Raw genomic sequence first — 14,008 nt, forward strand, 5'->3', positions numbered from 1 at the left:
CCCCGCCTACAGCTCGTGGCCCAGATCCGCGGCGAGCCGCGTCACCAGGTCGTGGGCCGCGTCGGGGATGACCGTGCCGGGCGGGAACACCGCAGCCGCGCCCATCTCCAGCAGGGTCGGCACGTCGGCCGGGGGGATCACCCCGCCCACCACGATCATGATGTCCTCGCGCCCCTCCTCCGCGAGCTGCTCGCGCAGCGCCGGGACGAGGGTCAGGTGGCCGGCCGCCAGCGACGACACGCCCACGACGTGGACGTCCGCCTCGACGGCCTGGCGGGCCACCTCCGCCGGGGTCTGGAACAGCGGGCCGACGTCGACGTCGAAGCCCAGGTCGGCGAAGGCCGTCGCGATGACCTTCTGGCCGCGGTCGTGCCCGTCCTGGCCCATCTTGGCGACCAGCACGCGCGGACGGCGGCCCTCCGCCTCCTCGAACCGGTCGACGAGGGAACGGGTGCGCTCCACGTTCGGGGACTCCCCTGCTTCGCTGCGGTACACACCGGAGATCGTACGGATCTGGCTCGCGTGCCGTCCGTACACCTTCTCCAGGGCGTCCGAGATCTCGCCCACCGTCGCCTTCGCGCGCGCCGCGTCGACGGCGAGCGCGAGGAGGTTGCCCTCCAGGCCCTGCCCCGCGCCCCGCTCGGCGGCGTTGGTCAGGGCGCGCAGCGCGTCCTGGGTGCGGGCCTCGTCGCGCTCCGCGCGCAGCCGCCGCAGCTTGTCGATCTGCTGCGTCCGCACCGCCGAGTTGTCGACCTTGAGGACCTCGATCTGCTCGTCGCTGTCGACGCGGTACTTGTTGACGCCGATCACCGGCTGCCGCCCGGAGTCGATACGGGCCTGGGTGCGGGCCGCGGCCTCCTCCACGCGCAGCTTCGGGATGCCCGCGTCGATGGCCTGCGCCATGCCGCCGGCCGCCTCGACCTCCTGGATGTGCTGCCAGGCCCGGCGCGCCAGGTCGTACGTCAGCTTCTCCACGTACGCGCTGCCGCCCCACGGGTCGATGGTGCGGCAGGTCCCCGACTCCTGCTGGAGCAGCAGCTGCGTGTTGCGGGCGATGCGCGCCGAGAAGTCCGTCGGCAGGGCGAGCGCCTCGTCGAGGGCGTTGGTGTGCAGGGACTGGGTGTGGCCCTGGGTGGCCGCCATCGCCTCGATGCAGGTGCGGGTGACGTTGTTGAAGACGTCCTGCGCGGTCAGCGACCAGCCCGAGGTCTGCGAATGGGTGCGCAGGGAGAGCGACTTGGCGTTCTTCGGGTCGAACTGCCGCACCAGCTTGGCCCACAGCAGGCGGGCGGCGCGCAGCTTCGCGACCTCCATGAAGAAGTTCATGCCGATCGCCCAGAAGAACGACAGGCGCGGCGCGAACGCGTCGACGTCGAGCCCGGCGCCCTGCCCGGCCCGCAGGTACTCCACCCCGTCCGCGAGGGTGTACGCGAGCTCCAGGTCGGCCGTCGCGCCCGCCTCCTGGATGTGGTACCCGGAGATCGAGATCGAGTTGTACCGCGGCATCTTCTGCGAGGTGAACGAGAAGATGTCCGAGATGATCCGCATCGACGGCTTCGGCGGATAGATGTAGGTGTTGCGGACCATGAACTCCTTGAGGATGTCGTTCTGGATGGTCCCGGCGAGCTTGTCGGGCGAGACGCCCTGCTCCTCCGCCGCCACGATGTACAGGGCGAGGACGGGCAGCACCGCCCCGTTCATCGTCATCGACACCGACATCCGGTCCAGCGGGATCCCGTCGAACAGCTGCCGCATGTCGTAGATCGAGTCGATCGCGACGCCCGCCATGCCGACGTCGCCGGTGACGCGCGGGTGGTCGCTGTCGTAGCCGCGGTGCGTCGGCAGGTCGAAGGCGACGGACAGGCCCTTCTGGCCGGCCGCCAGGTTGCGCCGGTAGAAGGCGTTCGACTCCTCGGCGGTGGAGAATCCCGCGTACTGGCGGATCGTCCACGGCTGGTTGACGTACATGGTGGGGTACGGGCCGCGCAGGAACGGCGCCGCGCCCGGGTACGTGGCGAGGAAGTCCAGGCCCTCCAGGTCGCGCCCGGTGTACAGCGGCTGCACCCCGATGCCCTCCGGGGTCTCCCACAGCAGGTCGCCGGTGTCGCTGCCCGTCGCCTCCTTCACGGCGCTGCGCCACTGGTCCTCGGACCCGGCGGACGGGGCGCCGCCGCGCAGGGGCAGGGCGGAGAAGTCGGGGATCTCGGTGCCGCTCACGGGGCCACTCCCATCCGGTCGAGGGCGCCGGACAGCACCGCGACCGCGTCGCAGCCGGCGTGGACGTGCTCGTCGGCGGCGCCGCCCGCGGTGCCGGGCCTGCCCGCGAGGTAGACGGTCGTCGCACCGGCCGAGCGCAGGGCCGCGGCCACGGCCTCGGCGTGCTCCTCGTACAGCGCGTCGCTGGAGCACAGCACGGCCGTGCCGTCGGCGCCGCTCGCCGCGTACGCCGCGGCGGCGGTCGACGCGTCCACCGACACCGGGTCGTGGACCGGCTGGATGCCGCCCGCCTGGAACAGGTTCGCGGCGAAGGTGGCGCGCGCGGTGTGCGCGGCGGCCGGGCCGAGGGCGGCGAGGAAGATCCGCGGCCGGGCGCCCGTCGCCGCGAGGTGCCGGTCGCTGCGGGCGCGCAGCGCCTCGTACGCCTCGTCGCGCCGTACGCGGGGCAGGCCGCCGGAGGGCGCCGCGGGGGCGGGGGGCCGCTCGGGCAGCTGCTCGGACAGCAGCGGGAACTCGCTGACTCCGGTGACGGGCTCGCGCCGCTTGGCGAGCTTCGCGGAGCGCTTCGCCCAGGTGGCAGCCAGCCGGTCGGCGACCAGGCCGGAGCGCAGGGCTGTGGCGAGGCCGCCGGCCTTCTCGACGGTCTGGAAGAACTCCCAGGCGGCGTCGGCGAGTTCGTCGGTGAGCCGCTCCACGTAGTAGGAGCCGCCGGCCGGGTCGACGACCCGCGCCAGGTGCGACTCCTCCAGCAGGATGGAGGAGGTGTTGCGGGCGATGCGGCGCGCGAACGCGTCGGGCAGGCCCAGCTCGTGGTCGAACGGCAGCACGGTGACGGAGTCCGCGCCGCCGACGCCCGCCGCCATGCAGGCGACGGTGGTGCGCAGCATGTTCACCCACGGGTCGCGGCGGGTCATCATCACCGGCGAGGTCACCGCGTGCTGGCGCTGGGCGCCGGCGTGCGGGGCGCCGCACGCCTCGGCGACGCGGGCCCACAGGCGGCGGGCCGCGCGGAACTTCGCGATGGTGAGGAACTGGTCGGCGGTCGCCGCGTACCGGAACTCCACCTGGCCGAGGGCCGCCTCGACGCCGAGTCCGCCGGCGGTCAGCGCCCGGAGGTAGGCGGTGCCGGCGGCCAGGGACAGGCCGAGCTCCTGCGCGGCCGAGCCGCCGGCCTCGTGGTACGGCAGGGCGTCGACGGCGAGGGCGCGCAGTCCGGGCCAGTTGGCGGCCGTCTCCCGGGCGAGGGCGACGGCGGCGTCGAGGCCGGCGGCCTCCCCGGTACGGGCCTCGTGGCCGAGCGGGTCGGCGCCGAGGCAGCCGCGGGCGGCGTCCGGGGCGGTCCCGCGCTCGGCGTACAGGGCGAGCAGGGCGCGGGCGGCCGCCTCGAAGTCGGCACCGGCGTCGAGGGAGACGGGGGCGAGGTCGAGGTACACGCCGTCGAGGGCCCGGCCGAGCGCGTCGACGGGGAGGCCGTCCCCGCCGAGGCACAGCCACAGCGAGGTGACGCCGTTCTCCAGGTCGGCGAGGACGGCCTCGTTGACCTGCGCGGGGTCGGTGCCGAGGTGCCGCTGCCGCACGTCCCAACCGGAGGCGGCACCGCCCGCGGGGGTGCCGCCCCGTACGAAGGGGGCGAAACCGGGGAAACCGGTGTCCGCGGGGGTGTCGGGCACGGTGTACAGCGGGCGGGTGAGGAGCCCGTCCTCTAGCTGGGTGGACAACGCGTCTTCCGCGGCTCCGCCGGATACGTCCTTGCCGGACTTGCGCAGTACGCCTTCTACCAGGCGCTGCCACTGCTCATGCGTCGCGTCAGGGAACTCGGCGGCCAGGGAGAGCCCGTCATCAGGCAGGACCGTCATGGCTCGAATGCTAGGGGGGTCACGGTGGGGACGACCATAAGCACTGGATGTGATCTCCCCCTCTCATGTGAGGGGGTAGGAGCGCGGAAGAGCGGGCACAACCGGAACCGTGCCCTGTTGGCGCGGCGGGCCCCGGGGCCGGCTCTGTGTATGCGCCGCGGGGCGCCCCGTGCGGCCGGGCGTGGCGGATCGCCCGGACGGCGGACCCGGCGGCGTGTCGGCCCGGACGGCCGGGCAGGGGCCGGCGCGCCCGGCCGCCCGCGGCGTCAGGCGGGCAGGGTGTTGCGGTGCGAGCGGCGGCGGGCCGCGCTGAAGAGGGCCTGCATCTGTGCGCCGGACTGCTCGACGTCGTCGAGGGGGGAGGGGAAGGCCAGGGTGGCGTCGCGGTGGCCGCGGCGCTCCTCCAGGCGGAGGGTGAGCCCGTAGCGGTCCATGGCCAGCGGCAGGGCGCGTACGAGGTCGGCGGTGGGCTGCGGGGTCACCAGGCGCAGCAGGAGCGTGACGAGCTCGGAGTGGTCGTCGAGGAAGTGCGTGAGCATCCCGGCCTCGTACGGGGCGAGGGGGTCGGGGGAGGCCGCCTCCAGCTCGCCGAGGCCGATGGAGGTGCGGCGGCCGTCCGGGGTCTCCAGGACGGCCCGGAGGAACTCGATGCAGGTGGAGCCCTCGGCGTCCTGGCCGCGGTAGGGGGTGAGGAGGCGGCCGGCGACGGTGACGCGGGCGCGGACCCGGTCGCGGACCGGGGTGGGCGCGATGTCGGTGAACTCCATCCGGATCGAGGGGCGTTCCTCCATCTCGCCGCCGGGTTCGGCGGGGTGCAGGTGCAGCCGGCCCAGCGGGTCGGTGCCGTCGAGGTGGCGCACCTCGGTGGGGACGCCGTCGGTGACGACGGTCATGGAGTGGGCGGCGGCCAGGATCGAGCGGACGCGCTCGGCGTCGGTGGGGCGGCCGGCGGCAGGGGTGGCGGGTGCACCGGACATGCGCATGCGGATCTCTCCATCGTCCTGGACTGCAAACTTAGGCATGCCTAACCTAACCGATTGTCGGTGGGGTGGACACCCCGCCCCGCCGAGACGCCCGCGTTTCCGTGCGCCCCCCGTGTCGGCCGTGTCGTTGTTGGGCTGAACGGGTGAAACACGAGAGGATGGGGGGATGCACATGAAGCGCGCGGCCGAGGCGGCCCGGTGAGCAGGTACGACGTCACGGACGAACAGTGGGAGGGTCTCGCGCAGGTGGTTCCCCTGCGCAGTCGCAACGAGTGGCCCTCACGGGTGGACCACCGCACGATCCCCGCGTCCTCCGGGACCGCGGCCGCCGAACAGCGGCGCTTCGTCGTGATCCGGGTGCAGGTCTTCGCCGACGCGCGGGAGGTGGCCGAGTACCTGATCGCGCAGGTCCCCGTCCTCCTCGACCTCACCGGGGCCGACACTGAAGTAGCCAAGCGGATCCTGGACTTCAGCAGCGGGGTCGTCTTCGGACTGGGCAGCGGCATGCACCGCGTCGACCGGAACGTCTTCCTGCTGGCCCCCGTCGGAACCGAGGTCGAGGGGATCGCGGCCGCGGCCGTCCCCCGATCGTAGGAAGGTCGCGCCGAGGTAACGGTTCGGCGTGCCGGGGGAGTTCCCGGCGGGCCTACCGTCCGGCGCATGGACGCCACCCCGGACACGGCGGAGCCCCGGCCCCGCACGGGTCCCGCCGTACCCGAGCAATCCCGCCTGACCCGACGGGGGCACCGCCCGGGCGCTGCGCCGCGGGCCGGCGGCCCGCGGCCCGCGGCGGCGGCCGGTCCGGCGCGGCATCCGGCGGCGCCGGGCGCGGCGCCTGCCGCGGCTGCCCCGCCGTACGGGCACGGGACCCCGGACGGCGGGGCCTCTGCCGCGCCCGGAGCCGCCGGCGGGGCCGGGCCGGTGCGGCCCGTCGTCGGCGAGCTGCGGCTCTCCGCCTTCGGACCGCACCGGGGCCTCGCCCTGCCGCTGGCCCCCGTCACCTTCCTCACCGGGCCGAGCGGCAGCGGCAAGTCCCACGTCCTCGCAGCCCACGAAGCCCTCGCCGCCCTCGCCGCGGGCGCCACCCTGGAGGCGGCCTTCCCCGACCCCGCCGCCCGCGTCCCCGACCGGGCCCCAGTCGACGCCCAGGGGCGCCGCGGCTTCCGGATCGGCTGCACGGTCGACGGCCCCGCGGGCCCGGTCCGCCTCGACCTCGCCGTACAGGCCGAACCCGCCCTGCGGATCGTCGGCGAACGCCTCACCGCGAACGGCGAGACCCTGCTCGGCACCGCCCTGCGCGACCCCGGCCGCCGCAGCGTCCAGGCCGCCTGGCTGACCGGCGGCAGCGCCGCCGTCACCCGCGCCCCCTTCCCCGACGACCGGCTCGGCACCGCCCTCATCCCCCTGCGCGTCGCCGGCGCCACCCCCGGTCAGCGGCGCGTCCTCGCCGCCGCCGAACAGGTCGTCGTCGCCCTCCGCTCCGTGTTCGCCTGCGACCCGGAGCCGGAGCGGATGCGCGCCCCAGCGGTGCACGGCGAGGGCCGGCTGCTCCGCGACTGCGCCAACCTCGCCGACGTACTGCGCCGCACCCGCCACGAGTGCACCACCCGCCACACGCTGCTCGCGCGCGCCGCACAGGCCGCCTGTGCGGGACGGGTCCACGGCCTCGACGTCCTCACCTCCTGTGACCGGTCCGGCCCCGTCACCGCCGCCCTGGACCGCGGGCCCGGGCAGCCCGCCACCGCACTCGGCCGACTCGGCTCCGGCGAACTCCGCTTCCTCGCCCTGGCCCTCGTCCTGCTCACCGGCCCCGGGGTGCTCGCCATGGACCCCGCCGCCGAACTGCTCTCCGCCCGCCAGGCCCTCACCGTCCTCGCCGACGGCTTCGACCGCGGGCTGGACCGGCGGCAGAACGCCGAACTGCTGCGCCTCGCGCTCCTCGCCGGCGGCCGCGGCCACGTCCGCCTCCTGGCGGCCGTCGGGGAGGAGGCCGCGGCGGCCGCCCGCGAGGCCCCCGGGGCGGCGGTGGTAGACCTGGGGCATGACCGACACGCCCGAGACGAACAGCGAACCGCACGAGACCGCTGACGAGCGCCTGTACCGACTCCAGCAGCGTCTGGCGGAGTTCGCGGCGGCCCGCGGCTGGGAGCCGTACCACACCCCGAAGAACCTGGCCGTCGCGCTGAGCGTGGAGGCGTCCGAACTCGTCGAGATCTTCCAGTGGCTGACACCCGAGCAGTCGGCGCGGGTCATGGACGAGCCGGACACCGCGCACCGCGTGGCCGACGAGGCCGCCGACGTGCTCGCCTACCTGCTGCAGTTCTGCGAGGTCCTGGGGGTGGACGTGCTGGACGCGCTCGCCGCGAAGATCGAGAGGAACGAGCTCCGCTTCCCGGTGGCCGGCCCCACCACCCCAGGCCGTCACTCTTCGGAGTGATGGCGTCGTCCACAACCCTGTCTCTGTCCAGAGATTTCCGAATACCCCTGGCTTTACTGGCGCATTGCCCTCACTCTGGGTAGTGGTGAGAACGGCGGATGTCGTGCGGACGGGGGACGGCATATGGATGCGGTACGGCTCATCACGGCCGGCCGCCACGCGCTGGCGCACAGCGGGGCGGCGATGGACATCGTGTGGGAGGCCTGGCAGACCCAGGCCCTGGCCCAGGGCATGGGCCACTGGCTCGCGGTCAGCGGGCCGCGGGAACTGAGAGCGGAGGCGCGGGGCCTGGGCGAAGCGGGAGGCAGAGGCTGCGGGGTGTTCCACAGAGCGGCCCTGCGCGGGGAGCGCGCGGCACCGGACCAGCCGCCGCGCGCGGCCCAGCTGACCGTGGTGACCGACGTCCGGGGCTCCCTCCTCGGCCTCCAGGACCTCCTCGGGGAGGTCGGCATGGCCCTGGTCGGGGTCGCCTGCGGCACGGACGACGAGGGCCTGTACTGGCAGTGCATGGAGTCGATCGACGCGGCCGACGAGTCGAGCGACCGGGTCCGCGCGCTCCTGCGCCGCCTGACGGCCCACCACCACGGCGCAGCCTGACCCGCCTCCGCGTCCCCGTCCAGGTCCCCCGACCGGGGCCGGGGCCGGGACCGGCCGGGGCGGAGAGCAGCCCGACCGCCGGGGCCGCTCCCGGGGGTGGGGCCGCTCCCGCGCGCCACCGGCCGGGGTGGCCGCTGCTACGGGGTGCGGCCCGGGCCCGCGGCGCGGTCCGTGGAGGACTGGAGTTCGGCGTCCAGTCGGGACAGGTCCGCGTTCAGGGCCGCCATCAGGTCCTCCATCTGCTGGAGGAGGTTCTTCGGAGGGTCGGCCGCGGCCGGGTCGCGGCGCATGTCGTCCTGTCCGGGGTGTTCGGATGCGGACTCGTGGGACATGGCGGCCTCCTCGGCCCCGGCCCTTCCGCGGGCGGAAGGGGGCAGCGGTCGTGCCGGCGGGCGGGCCGCCGGCGCGCGGGCCGGGCGGTCCGGCTCCGACCGGGGAAACGATTCCCGTCGGCGGCTGGTCACTGGCCGTGGCCGCGGGCGGCTCCCGGTTGACGGAGATTCACCCTGCGGGGGCGGCGAGGTGCAGGATGGGTGGCGTGGAACACGCCGTGCACGCCGTACACCGCCGCACACCGCAGGATCGTCAGGATCGTCCGGATCGGCCGGACCCGCTGGGGCGGTGGGAGGCGTGACGCGGGCGACCGCGCCGTTCGCCGACGCGCTCGCCGCGCGGGCGCTCGTGCTCGACGGCGGGCTCAGCAACCAGCTCGCCGACCAGGGCTGCGAGCTGTCCGGCGGCCTGTGGACCGGCCGGGTGCTCGCCGAGCGGCCCGACCAGGTGCAGGCCGCGCACACGGCGTACGCGCAGGCCGGCGCCGAGGTGCTGATCACCGCGAGCTACCAGGTGGGCTACGAGGCCTTCGCCGCCCGCGGCCGCGGCCGCGCCGAGACCACCGGGCTGCTGCACCGCAGCGTCCGCCTCGCCGCCCGCGCCGCCGACGCCGCCGGGCACGACGTGTGGGTCGCCGCGTCCGTCGGCCCGTACGGCGCGGTCCTCGCCGACGGCTCCGAGTACCGCGGCCGGTACGGGCTGAGCAGGCGGCAGCTCGCCGCGTTCCACCGGCCCCGCATCGAGGCGCTCCTCAGCGCCGGGCCCGACGTGCTGGCCGTCGAGACCGTCCCCGACGCCGACGAGGCCGAAGCCGTCCTCGGTGTGCTCGCCGAGACCGGGGCACGGGCCTGGCTGTCGTACACCGTCGCCGACGGCCGCACCCGGGCCGGCGGGCCGCTCGCCGAGGCGTTCGCCCTGGCCGGGGAGTCCCCGCAGGTCGTCGCGGTCGGCGTGAACTGCTGCGACCCCCGGGACGTGCTGCCCGCCCTGGAGGAGGCCGCCTCCGCCACCGGCAAACCGCTGCTCGCCTACCCGAACGACGGCTCCGCGTGGGACGCCGCCGCGGCGATCTGGGAGCACCCGGCCGCCCCCGCCCCCTGGCCCGTCCGGGCCTGGCAGCGGACCGGCGCCCGCCTCCTCGGCGGCTGCTGCCGGATCGGCCCCCGCCGCATCGCCGCCCTCGCGGCCGCCGTGCACGGCACCCCGCCGGACCGGCCCCGCGGAACGGCCGCCCCCGGAAAATAGGCGGCGGACGGGCGGGCCCGGCGGCAAGAATCGGAAGCGTGTTCCTGACGATCTCCACCACCGGTACCCCCGACCGCCCCGCCACCGACCTGGGATTCCTGCTGCACAAGCATCCCGGCAAGGCGCAGGCGTTCACCACCTCCCACGGCACCGCCCACGTCTTCTACCCCGAGGCCGGGGACGAGCGCTGCACGGCGGCCCTGCTGCTGGAGGTGGACCCCGTCGCGCTCGTCCGGCGCGGCCAGGGCAAGGGCCGGGGCGGAGCGCCCGACACCGCACTCGCCCAGTACGTCAACGACCGCCCCTACGCCGCCTCCTCGCTGCTCGCCGTCGCGCTGCGCAGCGTCTTCGGCAGCGCCCTGAACGGCAGGTGCGCCGCCCGCCCCGACCTCGTCGACGAGCCGCGCGGCCTGCGGATCGAGATTCCCGTCCTGCCCGCGCGCGGCGGGCCGGAGCTCGTGCACCGGCTGTTCGGCCCCCTCGGCTGGGACCTCGTACGGCCCGAGCCGCTCCCGCTCGACGAGCGGTTCCCCGAGTGGGGGGACTCCCGGTACGTACGCCTCGTCCTGGAGGGCCGGCTGCGGCTCGCGGACGCGCTGCGGCAGCTGTACGTCCTGCTGCCCGTCCTCGACGACGCCAAGCACTACTGGGTCGCCCCCGACGAGGTCGACAAGCTGCTGCGCGCCGGCGACGGCTGGCTCGCCGGGCACCCGGAGCACGGGCTGATCACCTCCCGCTACCTCGCCCGCCACAAGCGGCTGACCCGGGACGCCCTGGAGCGCCTGGAGCTGGCCCGCCTCGCCGAGGCGGACGGCAGCCCGGCCGAGGACATCGACAACGCCGTCGACGAGGACACCGACACCGCCGACCGCCCGCTGCCGCTCGCCGTGCTGCGCCGCGAGGCCGTCACCGCGGCGCTGCGCGCCGCCGGCGCCGCCCGGGTCCTCGACCTCGGCTGCGGGCAGGGCGCCCTGGTGCAGCAGCTCCTGAAGGACACCTCCTTCACGGAGATCACCGGCGTCGACGTGTCCGTACGGGCCCTCGCCACGGCCGCGAAGCGGCTGCGGCTGGAACGCATGGGCGAGCTGCAGGCCGGCCGGGTCCGCCTCCTCCAGGGCTCCCTCACGTACACGGACAAGCGGCTCGCCGGCTACGACGCGGCCGTCCTCAGCGAGGTCGTCGAGCACGTCGACCCGCCGCGGCTGCCCGCCCTGGAGTACGCGGTGTTCGGCTCGGCGCGCCCGCGGACCGTCCTCGTCACCACCCCGAACGCCGAGTACAACGTCCGCTGGGAGACCCTGCCCGCCGGGCAGGTCCGGCACCCCGACCACCGCTTCGAGTGGACCCGCGCCGAATTCCGCGACTGGGCCGGTGCCGTCGCCGGCCGGCACGGCTACACCGTCGCGTACGTGCCCGTCGGGGACGACGACCCCGAGGTCGGCCCGCCCACGCAGATGGCCGTCTTCACCCTGGCCGACCCGGCCACCGCCACCCGCACCGGTGCCACCGCCGCCGCCCGCACCGACGCCCCGAAGGAGGGAGAGGCCGCATGACCGCCGACACCGACACCGCCACCGCCGCCGGAGCCGCCGAGCCCCGCGTGCTCCCCGTCCCCGACCTTTCCCTCGTCGTCCTCGTCGGCGCCACCGGATCGGGCAAGTCCACCTTCGCCCGCAGGCACTTCAAGCCCACCGAGGTGATCTCCTCCGACCACTGCCGCGCACTGGTCAGCGACGACGAGAACGACCAGGGCGCCAGCAGGGACGCCTTCGACGTCCTCCACTACATCGCCGGCAAGCGCCTCGCAGCCGGCCGGCTCACCGTCGTCGACGCCACCAGCGTCCAGCCGGAGGCCCGCCGCTCCCTCGTCCGGCTCGCCCGCGAGCACGACGTCCTGCCCGTCGCGATCGTCCTCGACATGCCCGAGGACGTCTGCGTGCAGCGCAACGCGGCCCGCCCCGACCGGGCCGGGCTCCCGCGGCACGTCATCCAGCGCCACCGCCGCGAACTGCGCCGCTCCCTGCGCCACCTGGAGCGCGAGGGCTTCCGCAAGGTGCACGTCCTGCGCACCGCCCTGGAGGCCGAGACCGCCGAGGTCGTCCGCGAGAAGCGCTACAACGACCTCACCCACCTCACCGGCCCCTTCGACATCATCGGCGACGTGCACGGCTGCTCCGTGGAGCTGGAGGCCCTGCTGGACCGGCTCGGCTACCGCGACGGCGTCCACCCCGAGGGCCGTACGGCCGTCTTCGTCGGCGACCTCGTCGACCGCGGCCCGGACAGCCCCGGCGTGCTGCGCCGCGTCATGGGCATGGTCGCCTCGGGCAGCGCCCTGTGCGTGCCGGGCAACCACGAGAACAAGCTCGGGCGCCACCTCAGGGGTTCGAAGGTGCAGCTGACGCACGGCCTCGCCGAGACCGTCGGGCAGCTGGCCGGCGAACCGGAGGAGTTCACCGCCGAGGTCCGCTCCTTCATCGAGGGCCTGGTCAGCCACTACGTCCTCGACGGCGGCCGGCTGGTGGTCTGCCACGCCGGGCTGCCGGAGAAGTACCACGGCCGCACCTCCGGCCGGGTCCGCTCGCACGCCCTGTACGGGGAGACCACCGGCGAGACCGACGAGTTCGGCCTGCCGGTGCGCCACCCCTGGGCCGAGGACTACCGGGGCCGGGCGGCGGTCGTCTACGGCCACACGCCCGTCCCGCAGGCCTCCTGGACCAACAACACCATCTGCCTCGACACCGGCGCCGTGTTCGGCGGGAGGCTGACGGCCCTGCGCTGGCCCGAGCGCGAACTCGTCGACGTCCCCGCCGAGAAGGTCTGGTACGAGCCGGTCAGGCCGCTCGCGGTGCAGGCGCCGGGCGGCCGCGAGGGCCGGCCGCTCGACGTGGCCGACGTGCACGGCCGGCGCGTCGTGGAGACCCGCCACCTCGGGAACGTCGCGGTGCGCGAGGAGAACGCCGCCGCGGCCCTGGAGGTGATGAGCCGCTTCGCCGTCGACCCCCGGCTGGTGCCGTACCTGCCGCCGACGATGGCCCCGGCGGCCGCCTCGCAGGAGGAGGGCTACCTGGAGCACCCGGCGGAGGCCTTCGCCCAGTACCGAGCCGACGGCATCGCCCAGGTCGTGTGCGAGGAGAAGCACATGGGCTCCCGCGCCACCGTCCTGCTGTGCCGGGACGCCGAGACGGCCCGCAGGCGCTTCGGCACCGACGGCGCCGCCACCGGCTCGGTGTACACGCGCACAGGCCGGCCCTTCTTCCGGGATCCGGCCGTCACCGAGGCGTTCCTCGGCCGGGTGCGGGACGCGGTCGCCGGCGCCGGGCTCTGGGAGGAGCTCGCCGCGCCCGGCGGGGGCCCCGCCGGGGACGGCGACTGGCTCCTGCTCGACGGCGAGCTGCTGCCCTGGTCGCTGAAGTCCCGAGGCCTGCTGCGCGAGCAGTACGCGGCCGTCGGCGCGGCCTCCCGCGCCGCGTTCCCCGCGGCGATCGCCGCCCTGGAGGCCGCGGCGGCCCGCGGCGCGGACACCGGCGCACTGCTGGCCCGGCAGCGGGACCGGGCCGAGGACGCGGACCGCTTCACCGAGGCCTACCGCCGCTACTGCTGGACCACGGAGGGCCTCGACGGGGTGCGGTTCGCGCCGTTCCAGCTGCTCGCCGCCTCCGGCCGGTCGCTGGCCGCCGTCCCGCACGACGAGCAGCTGTTCTGGCTGGACCGGCTCGCCGCCGCCGACGAGGCCGCCGGCGGCGGGCTGCTGCGCCGCACCGGCCGGATCCTGGTCGACACCGCCGACGAGGACTCCGTCCGGGCGGGCACCGACTGGTGGCTGGAGCTGACGGGGGCCGGCGGCGAGGGGATGGTCGTCAAGCCGCTCCAGGCGTACGCCCGCGACCGCAGGGGACGGCTCGTGCAGCCGGGGATCAAGGTCCGCGGCCGCGAGTACCTGAGGATCGTGTACGGGCCGGAGTACGCGCGCCCGGAACAGCTCGACCGGCTGCGCGGCCGGGCGCTGGGCCACAAGCGGTCGCTGGCGCTGCGCGAGTACGCGCTCGGCCTGGAGGCCCTGGACCGGCTGGCGGCGAGGGAGCCGCTGTGGCGGGTGCACGAGGCGGTCTTCGCGGTGCTCGCCCTGGAGTCGGAGCCCGTCGACCCCCGGCTGTGACGGCCCCCGTCCGGCCCGGCCGCACCGGCGGTGCGCGGGCGGTGCGCCGGCGGTGTGCGGGCGGCGCGTAAAGGCGCCGCCCGCACACGGCCCCGAATTAGGTCGTATGGGGGAACTTTCCCGGCCGATGCCGGGGAAAGCCCGGGCGGGATCGTTCATTCAGGGCAGCGGAGTGTCCGCGATC

At 75.5% G+C, this 14,008-nt stretch carries 11 protein-coding genes; 7 read left to right on the forward strand and 4 right to left on the reverse strand.

Annotation, left to right across the window (positions count from 1 at the left end; translation table 11 throughout):
• Window positions 1-6 precede the first annotated feature (6 nt).
• From scpA to C0216_RS08355, 3 genes are all read right to left on the reverse strand, one after another.
• On the reverse strand, window positions 7-2,217 hold the full coding sequence (gene scpA, locus C0216_RS08345) for a methylmalonyl-CoA mutase (RefSeq protein WP_174250364.1): 2,211 nt from the start codon (window positions 2,215-2,217) through the stop codon (window positions 7-9).
• A complete protein-coding gene (locus C0216_RS08350) occupies window positions 2,214-4,073 on the reverse strand; it encodes a methylmalonyl-CoA mutase family protein (protein WP_114054653.1) in 1,860 nt (619 codons plus the stop codon). Before C0216_RS08350 ends, scpA begins: the two co-directional genes overlap by 4 nt.
• 266 nt (window positions 4,074-4,339) lie before the next feature.
• On the reverse strand, window positions 4,340-5,056 hold the full coding sequence (locus C0216_RS08355) for a DUF2470 domain-containing protein (RefSeq protein ID WP_114054654.1): 717 nt from the start codon (window positions 5,054-5,056) through the stop codon (window positions 4,340-4,342).
• A gap of 198 nt (window positions 5,057-5,254) precedes the next feature.
• On the opposite strand from C0216_RS08355, the gene C0216_RS08360 reads away from it, so the two are divergent.
• The 4 genes from C0216_RS08360 (at window position 5,255) to C0216_RS08380 (ending at window position 8,090) form a co-directional block, all read left to right on the forward strand.
• Entirely contained in the window at window positions 5,255-5,650 is a 396-nt protein-coding gene (locus C0216_RS08360; RefSeq protein WP_114054655.1) for a cell division protein SepF, read from the forward strand.
• A 66-nt stretch (window positions 5,651-5,716) separates the two neighbouring features.
• Window positions 5,717-7,144: an ATP-binding protein gene (locus tag C0216_RS08370; RefSeq protein ID WP_246042390.1), complete on the forward strand. Its 1,428-nt coding sequence runs from the start codon at window positions 5,717-5,719 to the stop codon at window positions 7,142-7,144.
• On the forward strand, window positions 7,098-7,493 hold the full coding sequence (locus C0216_RS08375) for a nucleotide pyrophosphohydrolase (RefSeq protein ID WP_114054656.1): 396 nt from the start codon (window positions 7,098-7,100) through the stop codon (window positions 7,491-7,493). The genes C0216_RS08370 and C0216_RS08375 overlap by 47 nt, the downstream gene beginning before the upstream one ends.
• Window positions 7,494-7,616: 123 nt before the next feature.
• On the forward strand, window positions 7,617-8,090 hold the full coding sequence (locus tag C0216_RS08380; RefSeq protein WP_114054657.1) for a DUF6099 family protein: 474 nt from the start codon (window positions 7,617-7,619) through the stop codon (window positions 8,088-8,090).
• 137 nt (window positions 8,091-8,227) lie between these two features.
• Here C0216_RS08380 and C0216_RS08385 read toward each other — a convergent pair whose 3' ends face one another.
• Entirely contained in the window at window positions 8,228-8,422 is a 195-nt protein-coding gene (locus C0216_RS08385; RefSeq protein ID WP_114054658.1) for a hypothetical protein, read from the reverse strand.
• Between the two features lie 298 nt (window positions 8,423-8,720).
• Here C0216_RS08385 and mmuM point away from each other — a divergent pair, with 298 nt between their 5' ends.
• Genes mmuM through C0216_RS08400 form a run of 3 tightly spaced genes read left to right on the forward strand, consistent with a single transcriptional unit; the run spans window position 8,721 to window position 13,824 of the window.
• Window positions 8,721-9,668, forward strand: coding sequence for a homocysteine S-methyltransferase (mmuM, locus tag C0216_RS08390; protein ID WP_246042392.1), 948 nt, complete (start codon window positions 8,721-8,723; stop codon window positions 9,666-9,668).
• 38 nt (window positions 9,669-9,706) lie between these two features.
• Window positions 9,707-11,221, forward strand: coding sequence for a 3' terminal RNA ribose 2'-O-methyltransferase Hen1 (locus C0216_RS08395; protein WP_114054660.1), 1,515 nt, complete (start codon window positions 9,707-9,709; stop codon window positions 11,219-11,221).
• Window positions 11,218-13,824, forward strand: coding sequence for a polynucleotide kinase-phosphatase (locus C0216_RS08400; RefSeq protein ID WP_114054661.1), 2,607 nt, complete (start codon window positions 11,218-11,220; stop codon window positions 13,822-13,824). Before C0216_RS08395 ends, C0216_RS08400 begins: the two co-directional genes overlap by 4 nt.
• Window positions 13,825-14,008 lie beyond the last annotated feature (184 nt).

Origin of the sequence: Streptomyces globosus (genome assembly GCF_003325375.1) — a bacterium.
GTDB lineage: Bacteria > Actinomycetota > Actinomycetes > Streptomycetales > Streptomycetaceae > Streptomyces > Streptomyces globosus_A.